Origin of the sequence: Natronincola peptidivorans, from assembly GCF_900111615.1 — a bacterium.
Lineage (GTDB): Bacteria > Bacillota > Clostridia > Peptostreptococcales > Natronincolaceae > Natronincola_A > Natronincola_A peptidivorans.
The window spans coordinates 499,951-518,610 of the sequence record NZ_FOHU01000001.1 but is presented as its reverse complement, the minus strand read 5'-3'; the positions used below and the strand labels follow the sequence as shown (position 1 = coordinate 518,610).

General features: G+C 32.7%; 20 protein-coding genes and 9 tRNA genes. 25 read left to right on the top strand and 4 right to left on the bottom strand.

From position 1 onward, the window contains the following. The 10 genes from BMX10_RS02735 to BMX10_RS02690 all read left to right on the top strand — a co-directional run bounded on the left by BMX10_RS02735 (position 1) and on the right by BMX10_RS02690 (position 2,404). Positions 1–76 (top strand) — tRNA-Lys (locus BMX10_RS02735). Positions 77–81: 5 nt separating this feature from the next. Next, a tRNA-Ser gene (locus BMX10_RS02730) sits at positions 82–170 on the top strand. A 22-nt stretch (positions 171–192) separates the two neighbouring features. Continuing rightward, positions 193–284: transfer RNA gene (locus BMX10_RS02725), tRNA-Ser, on the top strand. 4 nt (positions 285–288) lie between these two features. Further along, a tRNA-Pro gene (locus BMX10_RS02720) sits at positions 289–365 on the top strand. A 20-nt stretch (positions 366–385) separates the two neighbouring features. Further along, positions 386–462: transfer RNA gene (locus BMX10_RS02715), tRNA-Ile, on the top strand. A 27-nt stretch (positions 463–489) separates the two neighbouring features. Continuing rightward, positions 490–565, top strand: a tRNA-Trp gene (locus BMX10_RS02710). A gap of 4 nt (positions 566–569) precedes the next feature. Further along, positions 570–646, top strand: a tRNA-Pro gene (locus BMX10_RS02705). A 23-nt stretch (positions 647–669) separates the two neighbouring features. Next, positions 670–746 (top strand) — tRNA-Ile (locus tag BMX10_RS02700). Between the two features lie 8 nt (positions 747–754). Continuing rightward, a tRNA-Phe gene (locus tag BMX10_RS02695) sits at positions 755–830 on the top strand. A gap of 161 nt (positions 831–991) precedes the next feature. Next, positions 992–2,404, top strand: coding sequence for an S-layer homology domain-containing protein (locus BMX10_RS02690; RefSeq protein WP_090438860.1), 1,413 nt, complete (start codon positions 992–994; stop codon positions 2,402–2,404). 103 nt (positions 2,405–2,507) lie between these two features. Here the strand turns inward: BMX10_RS02690 and BMX10_RS02685 are convergent, their stop codons facing one another. Next, on the bottom strand, positions 2,508–4,010 hold the full coding sequence (locus tag BMX10_RS02685) for a sigma-54 interaction domain-containing protein (RefSeq protein ID WP_090438857.1): 1,503 nt from the start codon (positions 4,008–4,010) through the stop codon (positions 2,508–2,510). A 407-nt stretch (positions 4,011–4,417) separates the two neighbouring features. Continuing rightward, positions 4,418–5,410 (bottom strand): asparaginase, encoded by a 993-nt coding sequence (locus BMX10_RS02680; protein WP_090438854.1) that lies wholly within the window; start codon positions 5,408–5,410, stop codon positions 4,418–4,420. Between the two features lie 417 nt (positions 5,411–5,827). Between BMX10_RS02680 and BMX10_RS02675 the strand changes: the two genes are divergently transcribed. From BMX10_RS02675 to moaC, 4 genes are all read left to right on the top strand, one after another. Further along, positions 5,828–6,439, top strand: a complete 612-nt coding sequence (locus BMX10_RS02675) for a lactate utilization protein (protein WP_090438851.1) — start codon at positions 5,828–5,830, stop codon at positions 6,437–6,439. A 214-nt stretch (positions 6,440–6,653) separates the two neighbouring features. After that, positions 6,654–7,811, top strand: a complete 1,158-nt coding sequence (locus tag BMX10_RS02670) for a cysteine desulfurase family protein (protein ID WP_090438848.1) — start codon at positions 6,654–6,656, stop codon at positions 7,809–7,811. A gap of 7 nt (positions 7,812–7,818) precedes the next feature. Beyond that, positions 7,819–8,994, top strand: a complete 1,176-nt coding sequence (thiI, locus tag BMX10_RS02665; protein WP_090438844.1) for a tRNA uracil 4-sulfurtransferase ThiI — start codon at positions 7,819–7,821, stop codon at positions 8,992–8,994. Positions 8,995–9,022: 28 nt separating this feature from the next. Continuing rightward, positions 9,023–9,505, top strand: coding sequence for a cyclic pyranopterin monophosphate synthase MoaC (moaC, locus tag BMX10_RS02660; protein WP_090438842.1), 483 nt, complete (start codon positions 9,023–9,025; stop codon positions 9,503–9,505). 23 nt (positions 9,506–9,528) lie between these two features. Here moaC and BMX10_RS02655 read toward each other — a convergent pair whose 3' ends face one another. Then, the gene (locus BMX10_RS02655) at positions 9,529–10,029 is read right to left on the bottom strand and encodes a MogA/MoaB family molybdenum cofactor biosynthesis protein (protein WP_330387784.1); all 501 of its coding nucleotides are present in this window, start codon (positions 10,027–10,029) and stop codon (positions 9,529–9,531) included. Positions 10,030–10,270: 241 nt separating this feature from the next. Between BMX10_RS02655 and spoIIAA the strand changes: the two genes are divergently transcribed. From spoIIAA to BMX10_RS02610, 11 genes are all read left to right on the top strand, one after another. Continuing rightward, positions 10,271–10,606 (top strand): anti-sigma F factor antagonist, encoded by a 336-nt coding sequence (gene spoIIAA / locus BMX10_RS02650; RefSeq protein ID WP_090438839.1) that lies wholly within the window; start codon positions 10,271–10,273, stop codon positions 10,604–10,606. 14 nt (positions 10,607–10,620) lie between these two features. Next, on the top strand, positions 10,621–11,058 hold the full coding sequence (gene spoIIAB, locus BMX10_RS02645) for an anti-sigma F factor (protein WP_090438983.1): 438 nt from the start codon (positions 10,621–10,623) through the stop codon (positions 11,056–11,058). Between the two features lie 12 nt (positions 11,059–11,070). Continuing rightward, on the top strand, positions 11,071–11,841 hold the full coding sequence (gene sigF / locus BMX10_RS02640) for an RNA polymerase sporulation sigma factor SigF (RefSeq protein ID WP_090438836.1): 771 nt from the start codon (positions 11,071–11,073) through the stop codon (positions 11,839–11,841). 141 nt (positions 11,842–11,982) lie between these two features. Continuing rightward, on the top strand, positions 11,983–12,141 hold the full coding sequence (locus tag BMX10_RS17900) for a hypothetical protein (RefSeq protein ID WP_170834647.1): 159 nt from the start codon (positions 11,983–11,985) through the stop codon (positions 12,139–12,141). 4 nt (positions 12,142–12,145) lie between these two features. Beyond that, on the top strand, positions 12,146–12,778 hold the full coding sequence (locus tag BMX10_RS02635; protein ID WP_090438832.1) for a stage V sporulation protein AA: 633 nt from the start codon (positions 12,146–12,148) through the stop codon (positions 12,776–12,778). Between the two features lie 11 nt (positions 12,779–12,789). Further along, positions 12,790–13,200 carry a stage V sporulation protein AB gene (locus tag BMX10_RS02630; protein WP_090438829.1) on the top strand — a complete coding sequence of 137 codons (411 nt, stop codon included), beginning with the start codon at positions 12,790–12,792 and terminating at the stop codon, positions 13,198–13,200. 19 nt (positions 13,201–13,219) lie between these two features. Then, positions 13,220–13,378: a hypothetical protein gene (locus tag BMX10_RS17895; RefSeq protein ID WP_170834646.1), complete on the top strand. Its 159-nt coding sequence runs from the start codon at positions 13,220–13,222 to the stop codon at positions 13,376–13,378. 4 nt (positions 13,379–13,382) lie between these two features. Beyond that, positions 13,383–13,838 carry a stage V sporulation protein AC gene (gene spoVAC, locus BMX10_RS02625; protein WP_090438826.1) on the top strand — a complete coding sequence of 152 codons (456 nt, stop codon included), beginning with the start codon at positions 13,383–13,385 and terminating at the stop codon, positions 13,836–13,838. Between the two features lie 14 nt (positions 13,839–13,852). Further along, the gene (gene spoVAD / locus BMX10_RS02620) at positions 13,853–14,869 is read left to right on the top strand and encodes a stage V sporulation protein AD (protein WP_090438823.1); all 1,017 of its coding nucleotides are present in this window, start codon (positions 13,853–13,855) and stop codon (positions 14,867–14,869) included. Positions 14,870–14,890: 21 nt separating this feature from the next. Next, the gene (gene spoVAE / locus BMX10_RS02615) at positions 14,891–15,247 is read left to right on the top strand and encodes a stage V sporulation protein AE (protein WP_090438820.1); all 357 of its coding nucleotides are present in this window, start codon (positions 14,891–14,893) and stop codon (positions 15,245–15,247) included. An 11-nt stretch (positions 15,248–15,258) separates the two neighbouring features. Further along, complete coding sequence (locus tag BMX10_RS02610) at positions 15,259–15,822, top strand: stage V sporulation protein SpoVABEA (RefSeq protein WP_090438817.1); 564 nt, start codon at positions 15,259–15,261, stop codon at positions 15,820–15,822. Between the two features lie 78 nt (positions 15,823–15,900). On the opposite strand, the gene BMX10_RS02605 is transcribed toward BMX10_RS02610, so the two are convergent. Beyond that, a complete protein-coding gene (locus tag BMX10_RS02605; protein WP_090438814.1) occupies positions 15,901–18,507 on the bottom strand; it encodes a transglycosylase domain-containing protein in 2,607 nt (868 codons plus the stop codon). Positions 18,508–18,660: the final 153 nt, after the last annotated feature.

Genomic DNA, 18,660 nt, shown 5'->3' with positions numbered 1-18,660 from the left:
GACCCATTAGCTCAGTCGGTAGAGCACCTGACTTTTAATCAGGGTGTCCCGCGTTCGAGTCGCGGATGGGTCACCATTTATGGAGAGGTGTCCGAGCGGTTTAAGGAGCTGGTCTTGAAAACCAGTGACTCCGAAAGGGGCCGTGGGTTCGAATCCCACCCTCTCCGCCAATTAATTAAGTTTATAGAATTAGGAGAAGTACTCAAGTAGGCTCAAGAGGACGGTTTGCTAAACCGTTAGGTCGTGTAAGCGGCGCGCGGGTTCGAATCCCGCCTTCTCCGCCATTTTCCGGGTGTAGCGCAGTTTGGTAGCGCACATGGTTTGGGACCATGGGGTCGGGAGTTCGAATCTCTCCACCCGGACCATTAATAAACTTAAATAATAGGGGCCTTTAGCTCAGTTGGTTAGAGCGTCCGGCTCATAACCGGCAGGTCCGGGGTTCGAATCCCTGAAGGCCCACCATATTTCAATTAAATAAGCAATAGTAGTAGGGGTGTAGTTCAGTTGGTAGAACGTCGGTCTCCAAAACCGGATGTCGTGGGTTCAAATCCTATCGCCCCTGCCATTTTCCGGGTGTAGCGCAGTTTGGTAGCGCACATGGTTTGGGACCATGGGGTCGGGAGTTCGAATCTCTCCACCCGGACCATTACAAATTTGATATTACTATGAGGGCTCATAGCTCAGCAGGTTAGAGCGCACGCCTGATAAGCGTGAGGTCGGTGGTTCGAGTCCACTTGAGCCCACCATAAGATATGCCCAGATAGCTCAGTCGGTAGAGCAGGGGACTGAAAATCCCCGTGTCGGTGGTTCGATTCCGCCTCTGGGCACCATAACCTAAAAACTAGTACAAAAGTGCTAGTTTTTTTGATTAATGACAATAAGATGCTTGTTATGCTGAAGCATGGATATAAAGACTATATAATAGGTAAGTAAGAGATAATAAACAATATGACTATACTAAAATATGTTATGAAATAGGGGGGATATATTTATGAAGAATAAAATAATAATATTTTTATTAACATGTGTCTTACTAACTAGTTATTCCTACGGATTAGATTATTCGGATACTAAAAATCATTGGGGAAATGACTACATATACTGGGTCAGCAACGAGATTAATGCTTTACAAGGATATCATGATGGAACATTTAGACCTGATGAATATGTGACTAGAGGGGAGTTTATAAGTTTAATCAATAAAATTATACATATTCAGAATAAATACAATGGAACGATCATAAAAAAAGAAAACGATACCTATTCAGATATAGCCCTAGATTATAAGAGGTACGCCAACATCTTTTCATTAAAAGAGTACATTGACAATCACTCTACCACGGAGATTAAATTTGATGAAATTTTCTCAGGCAATATTTTTAATTTAGGTAGAGAAATTACTAGATATGAAGCAGCTCTTTTAGCCAGAGCTATTACCACACCTCCTTTAGTAACTAATTACATATCTACATATAAAGATTTACCACTAAACACGAAATATTATACTGAGATCAATGAACTTGTCCAGAATAATATCATAAAAGGTTACAATGATAATTCTCTAAGACTAAATAATAAAATTACAAGGGCAGAAGCTTCAGTATTGGGCAGAAAAATATATGATGACTTAGAATATCTTCGTATAAACCAACTAAAGATTACTTCTATTAAAGAAAGCATTAGTATGTTAGATTCCCCATTATTCCAAATAAATGATACTGATTTAGAACAAACAGATCTAAATCAGAGATTCATCAATGCTATTACATCATTAGAATATTTAGATTTTATAGGATATATACCATATAATGAAGAACATTTATATGATATAAGTCCTTTGGAGACACTTTGGGAACTTAAAAATAAAGACTATTATAATGTAATAGGAGTTAATTATTATTTATTAATTTGGGACAAAAACTTGGTTTTAGAAAGAAAAGAAGAACTTATTATAGAAGCTATAAACCATTATTATACAATAGACAGCAAAGAAGTTAATGACTTGTACTTATTTTTAAAAATAGCTAGTAAATACATTTCTAAAGATCAGTTTATCGAGATTGCAGAAAGTGTTTTTTATGATACAAAAAATGCAGAAGAAAAACTACATATCGGTGAAATACTGGTGCTTCAATATTTAGAAGAGAATAAAATTAGTGAAGCCATAGGAATTTATGAAAACATGTTAGAAATAGAAACGGATATAATAACCTCTGCAATTTTAGTAAAAAATTATGCCTATTTAATGTATAAAAATAGCGATTTTAATAGTGCAATACACTATATGAATGCTTCTTGGAGCCGTTTAAGAACCCATAAAGAATATGCAGCACATAATGAAGAAGTTGATTATATATTTACATCCTTTTTTAAACAACTCAAGATGAGAGAAAATCTATCATAAGTGCTTTTAGTTATGAATAGCTATGTTCTTAAAAACCTCGCTATATAGAGTTTCTTATGGCGAGGATTTTATTAAGCTAAGAAACTATCAATATTATGAACTATTACGAATCGGCATTATTATTGGAGTCATTAAAATCACCGTCAGTTATTTTGAATTTATTCATTTTTCTTACTATAGTTGGTTGACTTACACCTAATGCTTTAGCCACTTCTCTTGTAGTTTTATATTTAATTACTGCCTTATGAATAATTTGTTTTTCAATTTCTTCTAGAGTATCCTTAAGATTTCTAGTTGTTGAAGGAAAAACAATATCAGATGAACCGTCCCCTACATTTAAAATGTAGTTTGGCAGGTTTTGAGGTATAATTAGATCCTGGCGTGTAGTAATAATTGCTCTTTCAATAATATTCTCCAATTCTCTGACATTTCCAGGCCATGGATATTTCATTAAAATAGCTACACTATTAGAATCTAATCTTTTTGCCATATTAAACTTTTTATTATATTTACGTAGAAAATGGCGTATTAAAGGAAAAATATCTTCAGGTCTTTCTCTTAGTGGTGGAATATGAATAGGTACAACATTTAGTCGATAAAATAAATCTTCTCTAAACTTCTTTTCTACTACCATATTTTGCAAGTCTTTGTTTGTTGCTGCGATTATTCTTACATCAACAGGGATAGAAGTTAAGCCTCCAACTCTTTGGATTTCTTTATCTTGAATAACCTGCAATATTTTCACTTGCAGATTTAGGGGAAGTTCCCCAATCTCGTCTAAAAATATAGTACCCTTATGAGCCAATTCAAAAAGTCCTACCTTACCTTGTTTTTTTGATCCGGTAAAAGCACCATACTCATAGCCAAATAACTCTGACTCTAACAAGGATTCAGGAATTGCTCCACAATTTACTTTAATTAAAGAATGCTTTTTTCTAGAGCCACATTGATGTATGTACTTAGCTATTTCTCCTTTACCCACCCCTGAATCCCCAGTTATTAATACTGTCGAGTCAACCTGAGATAGGCGTTTCGCTAGCTGTAAAATATTTTTCATTTCTTGACTTTCTATGATAAAATCATTGAAGATAACTTGTTGCCTTTCTTTTAACTCTTCAAGTTCGTTTTGTATATCCTCTAAATCATTTTTTAAAACAATTAATTCTGTAATATCCCTAGAAGTACTAATCACTTGCTTTATAGTACCATCATTATCTAAAATAGGTGTACCAGTTGTTAAAATTCTCTTCCCTTTTTTGTTATTATGTAAAATAGAAACCTGTTGATTTTTTCTAAATACTTCTTTGGCAACGGAGTGGGAAAATACGCCCATTTTTTCAAGGGTATCAATATTTTTTCCTATTAAATCCTCTCGCTTAATTTCATATAACTGCTCGCATGCTCTATTAACCCAAACTGTATTTCCATTTTCATCATCAATAGTGATAGCTTCTTGAACAGAGTCTAATATTAATTTAGCATCTTGAAAATTCACATTAGATATAAAGCTACATATTTTCTCGCAGTCATATACAACTATGCCATAGATAATCTTATTACCTTGTCTTTCTAATACAAATGAATTTAACATATATTCCTTTGACATGTTTAGAGAAAGCTTGCTAATCTGCTCCTTTTCTGCAAGCCTTATAAAATCATTAATAGGATTAGTATTTTTATTAAGTCTAACATAATCCTCTAAAAAATCTATTGCCTTTCTATTTTTAAAGTAAACATTATCGTGGCTATCAAAGACAATGATCCCTATTGGAATGAGGTTTACTAAAGGTTCAATGTGTTTTAAAATAAAAAGCCCTCCTTATATTGATATGAAAACAATGAGATTACATGAAAAATGTAACAAAAAAACTAAATAATTGCAATTAACCTAATGCTATTAGAATTTCTATAAAATTCTAATAATTCCTGCAAAATTTTTACATAAAAATATACTTTATTAACTAAGAATAGCAATAAAGTATATCTCAAAATTATGTAAAGACAGCCTTACTATTACTGATACTGATTATTTTCTAAAAGACTTCTTAAGGTTTCTAAGTCAGAAGATATGCTTAGTGCCAGCATTAATTTAATACGTGCTTTTTGGCCAGGTAAATCTCCACCTAGAATAGCTCCTAAAATTCTTAACTGTCTGCCTCCGCCTTCGTACCCATAGGTATCTAACACTCGCCCAGTTGGACATCTGGAAACAATAAAAATTGCTACATTCTTTTCTAGAGCATACTGAATACCCTCTAACATTTTTGGAGGGACATTACCTCTTCCTAAAGCTTCAATAACAACACCTTTAGATCCAGAATCAACACAAAACTTCAGTAAAGCAGAGTCCATACCGGAAACACATTTGATTAAATTAACATTAGGAACAATGGTTGTAGCAGGTATATACTGCCTATCAACGATTTGTCGATGAAAAATAACTTTATCATTATCAACAATACCTAAAGCACCAAAATCTAAAGATTTGAATGTATCCAAACTCAAGGTGTTAGTTTTAGTAACCTCACTAGCAGCGTTAACTTCATTATTCATCACTACTAAAACACCTTTATTTTTTGCGTGGGGAGATATAGCAGTACACACCGCTGAGGCAAGGTTGCTTGGGCCATCATAACCAAGTTCTGAGCTATTTCGCATAGCTCCAACAACAACAATAGGTTTAGTACAATTGATTGTTAAGTCTAGCAAATAGGCTGTTTCCTCTAGTGTATCTGTTCCATGAGTTATCACAACCCCTTCAATGTCTTCTCTTTGAATAATATCAACCACAAGGTTACGCAAATCCATCATTAATAAAGGATCAATATGAGGACCTGGAAGCTTAGAAAAATTAATAGTTTCAATTTCAGCAAATTTATCTATATTTGTTACAAGAGACATTATTTCTTCATTAGATAACGAAGGAATAGCGGCACCAATTCTAGGATCAATAGACATAGAGATTGTTCCACCGGTAAAAATAATAGCAATTTTTGGCCTTGTCATATAGTACCTCCTAAAAAATTCTTATATATTTATTAAAACTATAATTAATCATGAAAAAAAGTTGGATAAACAATAAAATTATTGATATTCTTTTCTTAATTATATACTAACAGATATATTTTTTACATTAAAATAAAAAAAAATCCGGGTTATTCCCGGATACAATAAAATCATATAATTTGTTTAAAAGGGGTATTGGAATAGAGATAATATTTACGAGGTTATCAGGGGGATAACCATAGAAAGATTATAACAAATTTCGACATGGACTGCAACAGCAAATGAATATTTATTTAAAATAATTAGCAATAAATAAAAACTATCAATAAAATAAAAATTTTTTCAATCTCTTTGTTTGGAATAATTATCTATATAGTATATAATTAATATAAAGTAATTTTAAAGGTGGGATTATTGATGAATGATACAATAAAGACATTAATGAATAACCTAGAAAAAAGAAAGATAAAGACTAAATATTTTGCCACCAAGGAAGAGGCAAAAAAAGAAGTATTAAATGAAACTGACCTTTACACTACTATTGGAATAGGCGGTTCTATGACTATTAAGGAAATGAATTTATATGAAGAATTAGTTAATAAAGAGAAAAAAGTTATTTGGCACTGGTTAGTAGAACCAGAAAAGAGATACGAAGTAGGTAAACTTGCTTCAAATGCTGAAGTATACTTAACAAGTACAAATGCTTTAACAGAAAAAGGAGATTTAGTTAATATAGATGGTGTAGGCAATAGAGTCAGCAGCATGTTTTATGGACCTAAAAAAGTCATTGTTATATGCGGTGTCAATAAAATTTGTAGTGACTTGATTACAGCAATGGATAGAATAAAAAGAGAAGCATGTCCACCTAATGCAAAAAGACTAGGACTAAATGTCCCCTGTGGCATAACAGGAAACTGTAATGATTGTTTAAGCAATGAAAGAATGTGTAATGTAACAGTGATTATTAATCATAAACCAATGTCTGTAGATTTACATGTATATATTGTTGGAGAGACATTAGGATATTAATAATTTTAGCCTTACAAAGCACTCACTATCACTATGATAGTGAGTGCTTTGTAAGGCTGAATAAATGATGTTTAATAAAGAATTTTTACTTTATATTCAATATGCATTCCTTTGATTTATTAGGATACACTAAAAGTAGTAAAATGAAAGCTTTACAAAATGATTGTATTTATATATGATAATAGCTGTAAAAAACAAATGAGGGTGAAAGACAATGGAAACATATTTAGATAATGCTGCTACCACAAAGCCAACTGATAAAGTAATTGAAGCAGTAGTAAAATCTCTTAAAGAAATGTATGGAAATCCTTCTTCTCTTCATAGAAAAGGTATAGAAGTAGAAAAAGAAATTAAAAAAACACGAAGATTGGTAAGTAAAGCATTAGGTTGTAATGAGAAAGAGATAGTTTTTACATCAGGTGGCACTGAGGCCAATAATCTAGCAATAAAAGGATTTGTTAAAGCAAACAACAGGCTTGGTAATCATATTATTACATCTAAGATAGAGCATAAATCTGTTCTTAGTTTGTATGAAGATTTAGAAAAAAGTGGATATAACATTACTTATTTAGATGTGGATCAAGAAGGTTTTGTATCGTTAAAACAATTACAGGAAAGCCTATCAGATGATACTATATTAGTTAGTATTATGCATGTTAATAATGAGGTAGGTAGTATACAACCTATAAAGGAAATAGCAGAAATAATTAAAGAAAAGAATCCTAAAGCTAGATTTCATGTTGATGGTGTACAATCTATAGGAAAAATAGTTTACTGTGTAAAGGATTTACAGGTAGACAGCTTATCAATAAGCGGGCATAAATTTCATGGTCCAAAAGGGATTGGAGCACTATATATCAATAAAGATACAAGAATTTCACCTATTTTTTTAGGTGGCGGTCAAGAATTTAATTTAAGATCAGGTACTGAAAATGTTCCAGGAATTTTTGGCTTAGGAGAAGCTGTCAAAGAATTGATAGAGAATCAAGAGAACAATATTAAAACTTTAAATAATCTAAAAGCTTATTTAATAGATTTAATAGAAACAGAATTAGAAGATATTATCATTAGTAGTAAATTGGATGATAGATATGCACCCCATATTATTAATGTTGCTTTATTAGGTGTAAAAAGTGAAATAATGCTGCATAGCTTAGAGATGGATGGTGTTTTTGTATCTTCTGGTTCAGCATGTTCTTCAAAAGGAAAAGGCTATAGTCATGTTTTAGAAGCAATGCAGATGAAGAGAAGTCATATAGATAGTGCCATCAGAATCAGCTTAAGTCACTTTAATACAAAAGAAGAAATTTTTTTTGCTGTAAAAAGAATAAAATATCATGTAAATAGTTTAAGACAAATAATTAGGAGGTGAGTTTAGATTGGAAAAAGTCATTATAATACGTTACGGAGAAATAATGTTGAAGGGATTAAATAAAAGCTATTTTGAAAATAAATTAGTAAAACATATTCGACATGCTTTATCAGACTTAGGCAAGCTAAAGGTCTATAAGGAGCATAGTAGAATCTATGTGAATGTAGAAGAATATAATGAAAATCAAATTATTGAAAGGATAAAAAGGGTTTTTGGAGTTGTTTCAATTAGCCCTGCAAAACGTTTTCCTGTAGATATGGAGAATATAAAAAAGGTGGTATTAGGAGAGTTACAAGATAAACTTCAAAAAAAGGTAATAAAAACCTTTAAAATAGAAAGCAAAAGAGGAGACAAAAAATTTCCAATGAAATCTCCAGAAATTAGTAGGGAGATTGGAGGATTTGTTCTAGAAAACATAGATAGTATTTCAGTAGATGTACATAGGCCGGACATTGCTATAAATGTAGAGATACGTAATAATGCCTTTGTATTCAGTGAGAAAATCAATGGCTTTGGAGGACTGCCATTGGGAACTAACGGAAAAGGTTTATTACTACTGTCGGGGGGGATTGATAGTCCTGTAGCAGGATGGTTAGTTGCCAAAAGAGGTGTTGCACTAGAAGCTATTCATTTTCATAGTTATCCATTTACTAGTGAAAGAGCAAAAGAAAAGGTTATAGATTTAGCTAGAATGCTAGCTACCTATTGTGGAGAGTTTAAATTACACTCAATTAATCTATTACCAATCCAAAAAGAAATCAATGAAAAATGCCCAGAAGAAGAGATGACAATTCTATCAAGAAGGTTTATGATGAAAATTGCAGAAAGAATAGCATTAAAATCAAAATGTGATGCTCTTATAACAGGGGAAAGTATTGGACAGGTTGCTAGTCAAACTGTAAATAGTCTACAGGTAACAAATGAAGCTGTTAATTTGCCTGTGTTTAGACCATTAATCGCTATGGACAAAGTCGACATCATTCAGATAGCAAAACAAATTAATACTTATGAAACTTCAATACTACCGTTTGAAGATTGCTGCACCGTATTTTTACCTAAACATCCAGTAACAAAACCAAAGCTAGAAAAGATTCTATATTCTGAGACATTATTAAATGTTGAAGCATTAATAAATGAAGCAATAGAAAATATGGATGAAGAAATAATTGAATTAGAAATATAATTTTATAGGATATAAAGGAGGAGAACCAATGGATAAATTTACACATTTCAATGAAGAAGGCAGGGCTAAGATGGTAGAAGTAGGCAATAAATTAAATACAAATCGCGAGGCAGTTGCTAGAGGTAGTATTTATATGATGCCAGAGACTTTAACCAAGATTATTGATCAAAACATTAGCAAGGGAGATGTTTTAAGCGTATCTCAGGTAGCAGGAATCATGGCAGCAAAAAAAACTAGTGATCTTATTCCAATGTGTCATAATATTACTTTGACAGGTGCCGACATACATTTCAATATTGATAAAGAAAACAGCAAAATTGATATTAAAGCCACTGTTAGAACAACAGGGAAAACTGGTGTAGAAATAGAAGCTTTATCAGCAGTTTCTGTAGCAGCTCTGACTATATATGATATGTGTAAAGCGGTTGATAGGGGGATGAAGATTACAGAGGTCAGATTAGTGAAAAAGACTGGTGGAAAATCTGGTGATTATATAAATGAAGAATCATAAAAAACAAGCACTGATGTCAGTGCTTATTTTTTATGATTACCACATTCACCCTCAATACCTTTTAAAATGCCAATACCGTGCTGAAGCACAGGCAGAATAACTTCCAGGCTTTCCTTTACACCTTTAGGACTTCCAGGCAAATTAATAATAAGGGTTTCCTTTCGCATACCAGCTACAGCACGAGATAACATAGCCTTTGGGGTAATAGAAAGACTTCTCATACGAATAGCTTCTGAGATACCAGGTGCTAATCTATCTACTACATCCAGTGTAGCTTCTGGTGTGACATCTCTAGGAGAAAAACCTGTTCCTCCAGTAGTAAACACTATATCCAGCTTTGCTTCATCACACATGTATTTAAGGGAATCAGCAATCTTATTACGTTCATCTGGAATAATCAAATATTCTTTTAATACTCCTCCACTATCTTGTAGCATTTCAGCAATCAAAGGCCCACTTGTGTCTTTACGCTCTCCAATAGAACCTTTATCACTAGCAGTAATCACGCCAACAGTAAATATCATTATATATAGCCTCCTAACTATTTATGTATAATAACAGTATAGCTGATATTTAAATAATGTGTAAAGTCTAAAAGCAAAACCTATAAAATAAAACTAATCAGCATATAAATAAATCCATTGATACGCCTACAATATTCAACAAATTATATGTCAAAGTTACAAAACTAGTGTTTATTCTATGAAGGAGATAAGCTATTATGAGGCGAAGATGTTAGTATAAGATAATAAGGAGGGAAGTACTTTGCAATTATTCTATGAAACTAATGATAATACACTTATTGTAAAGCTGAAAGGTGAATTAGACCACCATGTAGCTGAAAAAATAAGGGTGGAATTAGATGAAATGATTTCAAATAAAAGAGCAAAAAACTTGATTTTTAATTTAAAAGAAATGAATTTTATGGATAGTTCAGGTATAGGAGTAATTATAGGGCGTTATAAAAATATCAATAAATTAGGGGGGAAGGTAGCCGTTGTTGCGGTGTCTGAAAAAGTAGATAAAATATTTAGTCTAGCTGGTTTATATCGTATTATAAGTAAATATAAAAGCGAAAAGGATGCTCTTAAATGCATGTAAAGGAGTGTAAGAATATGGAATACAAAAATTATATGAAGTTGGAATTACATAGCAAATCTCAAAATGAAGCTTTTGCAAGAGTTGTGGTTGCAGCTTTTGCTGCTCAATTAGATCCTACTATCGAAGAAATATCTGATATAAAAACAGCGGTTTCTGAAGCCGTGACTAACGCTATTATTCATGCCTATGAAGAAAAAAATGCCATGGTTACTATAATTTGTAGAATAATTGATAACGAATTGGAAATTATAGTAGAAGATAGAGGCAAAGGAATTGAAGATATAGAGAAGGCTAAAGAACCATTATATACATCGAAACCTGAACTAGAACGATCTGGAATGGGATTTACAGTAATGGAAACTTTTATGGATAAAGTAGATGTATATTCTGAATTAGGAGAGGGAACAAAAATTATTATGACTAAAAAGTTCAAAAGCCTGGATGCAGATTAAGGGGTAGATAAAATGAATATGCCAGCGTTTTCTGGGGAGTATAATGAGATATTAGAACATGAAAAAACAATGGAGCTTATTAAAAAAGCTCAAAATGGAGATATGCAGGCACAAGAAACTTTGGTAAGCCACAATCTTGGATTAGTGCGTAGTATGATTAACAGATTTGCTAATAGAGGTTATGAAAAAGAGGATCTTTTTCAATTGGGATGTATAGGCCTTATTAAAGCAATAAAAAAGTTTGACTCAAGTTACGATGTGAAATTTTCCACTTATGCAGTCCCTATGATAATAGGTGAAATCAAAAGGTTTTTAAGGGATGATGGTATTATTAAAGTCTCAAGAAGCTTAAAACAAACTGCATCTAAGGTAAAAATGACGAGAGAAAGACTATTTAAAGAGCTAGGTAGAGAAGCTACATTGCAAGAGATATCAGATGATTTAAATCTAGACAGAGAAGAAATAGTTATGGCATTAGATTCAAATGCTCATCCGGAATATTTATATGATATAATACACCACGATGATGGATCGCCTATATATCTAATGGACAAGATAAGCAAAGATGAATCATTAAATGACACAGATGTGATTGATAGATTATTGTTACAGGATACATTAGCTAAGTTAGATGCAAGAGAAAGACAAATAATTGTACTAAGATATTTTAAAGATAAAACACAAACAGAAATAGCAAAAACTTTAGGAATATCACAAGTACAGGTCTCAAGAATTGAAAAAAAAGTTTTGCAGGCAATGAAAGAATTAATGAAGAAGACCTAAATAAGGGTCTTCTTTTTTTATTGTCTATAAGAATATTGAGTCTTTAAGGGAAGGCTGTTTGGTGATACAAGGGTCTAGGTAATTTTTCCATAAGAATTAAAATGGAATTTTAGATAATAATATAAATAGGAGGATGATATTATGATGGACTATATAAGAAGATATAAAAAAGTCATGATAATTATTAGTATTATACTACTTACAATTGGATCTTGGTACTATTTAGCTACAAGAAAAATAGAAGAAGAGCCTCAAAAAGCAGATTTAGTTTTTTTTATAAATACTTGGGAAGATGTGTAGAGAAATGATAGAAAATATTGAAATATTTATACAATCAAAAGGAAAAGTACAATTAAACATTCAAAATGTAATCTCATTAAAAAATATTCTTAACATATATTCAGATGACTACAATATAAAAGTAGAAATCGAAAATTTAGTATACAATCTTAAAACAATAGGTAATAATAACACGTATGTAATAAATATTATATCAATCATTCCAATAATAAAAAGAAAATTTCCTAACTCTACTATAAATATAGTTGGAGAACCAGATATATTAGTAGAGTTTAAATCAGCAGAAATGAAAAATAATGATAATAAGCATTTTAGAAAAATTTGCAAGGTTACTATAGTTTGTTCATTGTTATTTGTAGGAGCAGCAACTGCAATTATAAATTTTCATTCTGATGTAGATATGCTTCAGACACAAAAAACCATATATCGTATAATTACAGGAAAAGAAACAGAAAACCTTTTGCTTATGCAAATACCTTATTCATTAGGTATTGGGGTAGGAATGTCAGTTTTCTTTAATCATATCTTTAAGAAAAAAATTAATAATGAGCCAAGTCCATTAGAGGTAGAAGTTCAATTGTATCAGGAAAGCTTAGATCAATATGTAAAAAAAACTAGCAATAATTACTATAAATAGAAGGGATGACAATGGAATATTTAATAGTTCCAATAATAGGCTTTTCTAATGGCATTATTGTTGGTAGCGGCATAGTTGCATTAATAACACTTTTGGATATTGTTCCAAGATTGACTCAATTAACAAAAACATATGATTCTATAAAAATCTATGAAAATATAATAATATATAGTGCAACAATAGCAGCATTTTTATCGTTGACTACACTAGGGATAAAACTAGGTATTATCATCATTGTTTTGACAGGGTTTCTAATGGGAATTTTCATAGGACTTTTAGCTTCTGCACTAGCAGAGGTTATGAATGTAATACCTGTAGTGATAAGAAGGTTTCAAATAGAAGAATATGTGATTTTTATAGTATATTCATTAGTATTAGGTAAAACCCTTGGGTCATTTTTACATTGGCTTTTTCTACATTAGAAAAAAGGAGAAAACTAACATGGAAAAAAAATATACCTACTATAAAAAAATCCAAAGAAGTCCTTTAGAGTTTGTAAATATTGAAGAAAAACAATTAATACACGAATTAGAAAATAAGGATTTAGAGATTAACTTAGAAAGACTAGAGGGCAAAAAGAAAGTAAATGAGATAAGGTGAAAGCATGGATAATAATCAATATCAACAAAAGGATAAATATCAGAAGTTAGTAGAAAAAAGAGCACCTAAGCCAAACTATTGGAAAAATGGTATCTGGGCTTTTGGTATTGGAGGTGCAATTTGCGTTATAGGTCAATGTATACATAATAAAATTGAGCTTATCATGAATCTTAGCCATTTAGATGCTACCAATGCAACAATACTTATTATGATACTAATTGGTGCACTATTAACAGGCTTAGGGTTCTATGATCTAATAGGTAAAAAAGCTGGAGCAGGTTCTATTATTCCAATTACAGGTTTTGCAAATTCTATTGTAGCTCCTGCAATGGAATTCAAAAGAGAAGGCTATGTTTTTGGTGTAGCAGCTAGAATGTTTATTTTAGCAGGACCTGTACTTGTTTATGGGATTACTTCATCAGTTATAGTAGGTATTATTTATTATTTTTATAATAGTTAGTGAGTGATTACAGTATGGCTAACAATAAAATTGGAATACAGACAATTAAGCTAACAAATCCTCCATCAATAATTGCTGCAAATGCTATTGTAGGACCGAAGGAAGGAAAAGGGCCACTGGCAAAAAACTTTGACATAGTTTTAGAGGATGATTTATATGGAGAAGCAAGCTGGGAAAAAGCAGAAAGCAAGATGGCAATAGAAACTGTTAAATCAGCTGTTTTAAAAGCTAAAGTATACTTAGAAGACATAGACTATTTCGTAGCTGGTGATTTATTAAATCAGTTAATGGCTTCATCTTTTGCAGCAAGAGAACTTCAAATACCATACTTCGGATTGTTTGGCGCTTGCTCAACAATGACTGAAGCCTTAAGCTTAGCAGCAATGATGGTTGATGGTGGCTATGCAGATTATGTAGTAGCAGCAACTTCCAGTCACTTTTCAGCAGCGGAAAGGCAGTTTAGATTTCCATTAGAACTAGGAAACCAGAGACCACTAACTGCTCAATGGACAGTGACAGGTGCTGGTGCTGCAGTGCTAACTAAAAATTCTGGGGGCCCTAATATAACCCATATTACAACAGGTAAAGTGATAGATTATGGTATTACTGATGCATATAATATGGGGGCAGCTATGGCACCTGCAGCAGTAGATACAATTAAAGCACATTTAAGAGATACGGGTTTTACCTCAGAAAGCTATGACTTAATCATAACTGGAGACTTAGGTATAATAGGTATGGATATTGCAAAGGAAATGCTAGTCAAAGAAGGTATTAATGTTAAAAATAATTTTAGTGATTGTGGAGTAGAAATTTTTAATCATTTTGAACAAGATACACATGCTGGAGGTAGTGGGTGTGGATGTTCAGCAGTAGTATTTTGTGGGTATCTTTATAGATTACTGAAGGAGAAAAAAATAAGGAAACTATTACTGGTCTCTACAGGAGCCTTATTATCCCCTACAAGCCTTCACCAAGGCGAATCAATACCAAGTATTGCTCATGCAGTAACAATTGAAAGTAATCTGTAGAGCAAGGAGGTGTATAAGTCCATGGGTTATTTCAATGCATTTATTGTAGGTGGATTTATTTGTTTAGTAGGACAACTTTTAATGGATGCTACAAAGTTAACATCTGCACATGTGTTAATTATATTTGTAACTTCAGGAGTTGTATTGACGGCAGTAGGGCTTTATGAGCCATTGGTAAAAATAGGTGGAGCAGGAGCAACTATTCCTTTGCCAGGCTTTGGGTACAGTTTAGCTAAAGGTGCATTTAAAGGAGTAGATCAAAATGGATTATTAGGTGCATTTTTTGGAGGAGTGGAAGCTACATCTGGAGGCATTACAGCTGCTATAGTATTTGGTTATCTTATGGCAATTATATTCAATCCAAAAACTAAACCATAAAGGAGTATAATATGAAAGAAAAGAGAAAAATCATATTAGTTACGGATGGAGATATGTGTGCGAAAAAAACAATAGAAGTAGCTGTTAAAAAAATAGGTGGACGATGTATCTCAAGGTCTGCTGGAAACCCAACGCCTATTACTGCACAAGAAATTATTAGTTTAATAGAAGAAGCGAAAAATGACCCTGTAGTAGTAATGGTGGATGACGAAGGTAACGAAAATATCGGGATTGGTGAAAAAATATTAAAAGAGCTAATAAATCATCCTTTTTTAGAGGTATTAGGAATTGTAGTAGTAGCATCTAACACAAAAGATGTAGATGGTGTACATCCAGATTTTTGTATTGATGCCTATGGAAATATTGTTGATGAAGCCGTGGATAAAGATGGTAATCCTACTAATGATAAAGTATTATATGGAGATACAGTAGATGTAGTAGACAAATGCAATGGTCCAATCGTAGTTGGAATTGGTGATATCGGAAAAATGAATGGTAAGGATGATCGAAGAAAAGGAGGACCAATCATTACAAAAGCACTAGAAGAAATACTCAATAGAAGTGAACGCTTTTAAGAAGGAAAGGATAGTGAAAGAAATAAATAAAATTAAAACAATAGAGCAGAGAGTTTTCTCTGCTCTATTGCTATATTATTAATAACTTAAGATGGAATCAATGATTAAGTCTTCATCATATTCTTCATAGTAATCTTCATAGTAGTCTTCATCTAAATTATTATCAGGCGGATAAGGCCAAAAATCATTAGGATAACCATTATCGATTGAACCATCTATAGAATCGTCCAAAAAAGGGGGCAAACTACCTCCGTCTTCCAATGGATCATAATATTCTTTGGGTAAATCATAAGCATAATCATCTGGAACAATACCACCATGCTCTTCAGGATAATAAGGTATAGGTCTATCAACAAAAATCCTAGACTCTATTTCCCAAGGCGGTGTATATTCTGTAGCCAGTTTGCCTGTAGGAACATGAATATCTGCCATAACATGCAGATCACAATATTCTGTAGGTTGTGTTCCGCGAATAAATATTTCAGAAATAACTGTATTTCCTTCAGGAGCTTCTAAACAGTACTCAGTGGGTAGTTTTCCTGATTTTCTACATATATTTGTTGCTATGATATTATCTGGTCTTTGAAAATTTTTAGCACTCAGTTCACTATGAATGCGATCCATAACACTTTGCCAAATTGGTGCTGCTGTTGATCCGCTAGTACCAGGAAGGGTTTTTTCATTGGTATCATAACCAATCCATGTAGCAGCTGTATAATAAGGCGTATAACCTACAAACCAAAAATCTTTAGCATCGTTGGTTGTACCAGTTTTACCCGCTACAGGTATCTGTCTATTGCTAAGATTAGCATTAGTACCAGTACCAGAAGTAACAACTGTACGTAACATGTCTGTCATAATATAAGCAACCTCAGGTGAAACAACACGATTCCTTTCAGTAGTATTTTCTATGATAAGATTACCATGACGATCTGTTACCTTTGTGAAGGTAATAGGCTGTGTATAAACACCTTCATTAGCTAATGTCCCATAAGCAGCAGTTAAGTCTAATGGAGATACACCGTAGGTCATACCTCCTAAAGCAGTGGAGTAGGTAGCATCATGGGTCCTACCACGACTATCAATATGGGGATTATCCGGAGTTACCACAGTAGATATCCCCATTTTTTGCATATAATCAAACATGATATTGAAGGCTGCATTATCGTTATAATTGCCCAATTGTTCTATAGTTACCACAGCCCCTACATTACTAGAATGGCGTACAGATTCTCTGATGGTTATTAGACCTCTATACCTATTTCGCTCAAAATTAGTAGGATAACGTCTTGTAGGGTCACCTCTATCAAAATATACTGGGACATCATCTATTACTGTACCAGCTGTAAAGCCCATATCAATAGCTGGAGTATAAACAGCGATAGGTTTAATAGCAGAACCCGCTTGTCTTGGGTTGATGGCCCTATTGTATATCCTACGATCTGTACTTCCCCGACCACCTACGAGAGCTTTTATCTCACCAGAAGTATGGTCTAAAACTACCATAGCTGATTGTGGTTGAACATTGCCATCTTCTCCAACCTCTAGTAATACTTCTCCTGTTCTAGGATTCTTAAAGTTATCTTGTTTTGCATACTCTTCATCTAATATACGTTGAAGATTAGGATCCATTGTACTATAGATTCTTAGCCCTCCTGAATGAAGCATAGTAGATGCTTCTTCTCTAGAGTAGCCTTTATTTACTAGAGACTTTAAAACATCAGATTGTATTAAGTCACCAAAATAACTAGTAAATTCCTCAGCAACCATTCGATTAGGCTTTAGACTAGATTTTATATCTTCATCTAAAGCGGCTTCATACGTAGCTTCATTAATCATACCTAATCTTTTCATATTATTTAGAACAAGCCTTTGTCTAGGCTGAAAACTATCTTGGTAGATTATAGTAACGATAGAATCTCTATCATCCAAGATATAGTGTTTTTCTTCATCAACGTTTTCTTTGTATATACTGATCATTGGTGAAAACCTTAGAGGATTCCTAGCTATACCTGCTATAAGAGCAGATTCAGCAACAGTTAACTCTGAAACATCTTTAGAAAAATATATTTGTGCAGCAGCTTGAACACCATCAGCCCCGCTACCTAAATAAATAGTATTTAAATATGCTTCTAATATTTGTTGTTTAGAAAGTTGTTTTTCAAGCTGTATACCATAATACATATCTTGTATTTTTCGAGTATAGGTTTGATCATGGGTTAGATAAATATTTTTTGCAAGTTGCTGGCTTATAGTACTTGCCCCTTGCCTAGAACCAGTACGTAAATTAGTCCAAATAACACCAAATATACGTCGGAGATCTAAGCCACTATGATTCCAGAATCGTTCATCTTCAATAGCAATAAAAGCATCTACCAAGTGACTAGGAATTTGATTGTAGCTAACTATGTCCCGATATCCAGTGCTTTGTACTTTTTCAAGAACTTGTCCTTCACTATCTAAAATAAAGGAGCTTTGGTCTAGTAAATCATAGATGTTGGATGCATCAATCGGTTCAGTATCTTTTATTATTCCTGCCACTATACCAATAGCAGCACCAGCTGCGATAAATCCTATCAATACTATGATGACAGTTAATAATAAAATAATTTTCTTTATATTTTTCTTTTTGGTCTTTTTATTAGATTTATTGTTTGTATTTTCTGGTTGTCTATTTCGTGACATCAATTTACCTCCATCCTTATACTTTATAAAGAAAATAATAATAGCAACAAAAGTCAATGAAAGCAATTCAATATTTTTTAATCTGCTGCTCCAACAACTAATATTATCTACCCAATTTATGCAAAGATTTTATGCAACTATACTGATGGCTCT

Excerpts from the sequence above, each read along its gene's own strand:
- spoVAE (WP_090438820.1), top strand. The coding sequence starts at position 14,891 with ATGGGTTATTTCAATGCATTTATTGTAGGTGGATTTATTTGTTTAGTA.
- BMX10_RS02690 (WP_090438860.1), top strand. The coding sequence starts at position 992 with ATGAAGAATAAAATAATAATATTTTTATTAACATGTGTCTTACTAACT.
- BMX10_RS02605 (WP_090438814.1), bottom strand. The coding sequence starts at position 18,507 with ATGTCACGAAATAGACAACCAGAAAATACAAACAATAAATCTAATAAA.
- BMX10_RS02670 (WP_090438848.1), top strand. The coding sequence starts at position 6,654 with ATGGAAACATATTTAGATAATGCTGCTACCACAAAGCCAACTGATAAA.
- spoVAD (WP_090438823.1), top strand. The coding sequence starts at position 13,853 with ATGGCTAACAATAAAATTGGAATACAGACAATTAAGCTAACAAATCCT.
- sigF (WP_090438836.1), top strand. The coding sequence starts at position 11,071 with ATGAATATGCCAGCGTTTTCTGGGGAGTATAATGAGATATTAGAACAT.
- spoVAC (WP_090438826.1), top strand. The coding sequence starts at position 13,383 with ATGGATAATAATCAATATCAACAAAAGGATAAATATCAGAAGTTAGTA.
- BMX10_RS02680 (WP_090438854.1), bottom strand. The coding sequence starts at position 5,410 with ATGACAAGGCCAAAAATTGCTATTATTTTTACCGGTGGAACAATCTCT.
- BMX10_RS02635 (WP_090438832.1), top strand. The coding sequence starts at position 12,146 with ATGATAGAAAATATTGAAATATTTATACAATCAAAAGGAAAAGTACAA.
- BMX10_RS02675 (WP_090438851.1), top strand. The coding sequence starts at position 5,828 with ATGAATGATACAATAAAGACATTAATGAATAACCTAGAAAAAAGAAAG.
- BMX10_RS02655 (WP_330387784.1), bottom strand. The coding sequence starts at position 10,029 with ATGATATTTACTGTTGGCGTGATTACTGCTAGTGATAAAGGTTCTATT.
- BMX10_RS02685 (WP_090438857.1), bottom strand. The coding sequence starts at position 4,010 with ATGTCAAAGGAATATATGTTAAATTCATTTGTATTAGAAAGACAAGGT.
- BMX10_RS17895 (WP_170834646.1), top strand. The coding sequence starts at position 13,220 with ATGGAAAAAAAATATACCTACTATAAAAAAATCCAAAGAAGTCCTTTA.
- BMX10_RS02630 (WP_090438829.1), top strand. The coding sequence starts at position 12,790 with ATGGAATATTTAATAGTTCCAATAATAGGCTTTTCTAATGGCATTATT.
- moaC (WP_090438842.1), top strand. The coding sequence starts at position 9,023 with ATGGATAAATTTACACATTTCAATGAAGAAGGCAGGGCTAAGATGGTA.
- BMX10_RS02610 (WP_090438817.1), top strand. The coding sequence starts at position 15,259 with ATGAAAGAAAAGAGAAAAATCATATTAGTTACGGATGGAGATATGTGT.
- BMX10_RS17900 (WP_170834647.1), top strand. The coding sequence starts at position 11,983 with ATGATGGACTATATAAGAAGATATAAAAAAGTCATGATAATTATTAGT.
- spoIIAB (WP_090438983.1), top strand. The coding sequence starts at position 10,621 with ATGGAATACAAAAATTATATGAAGTTGGAATTACATAGCAAATCTCAA.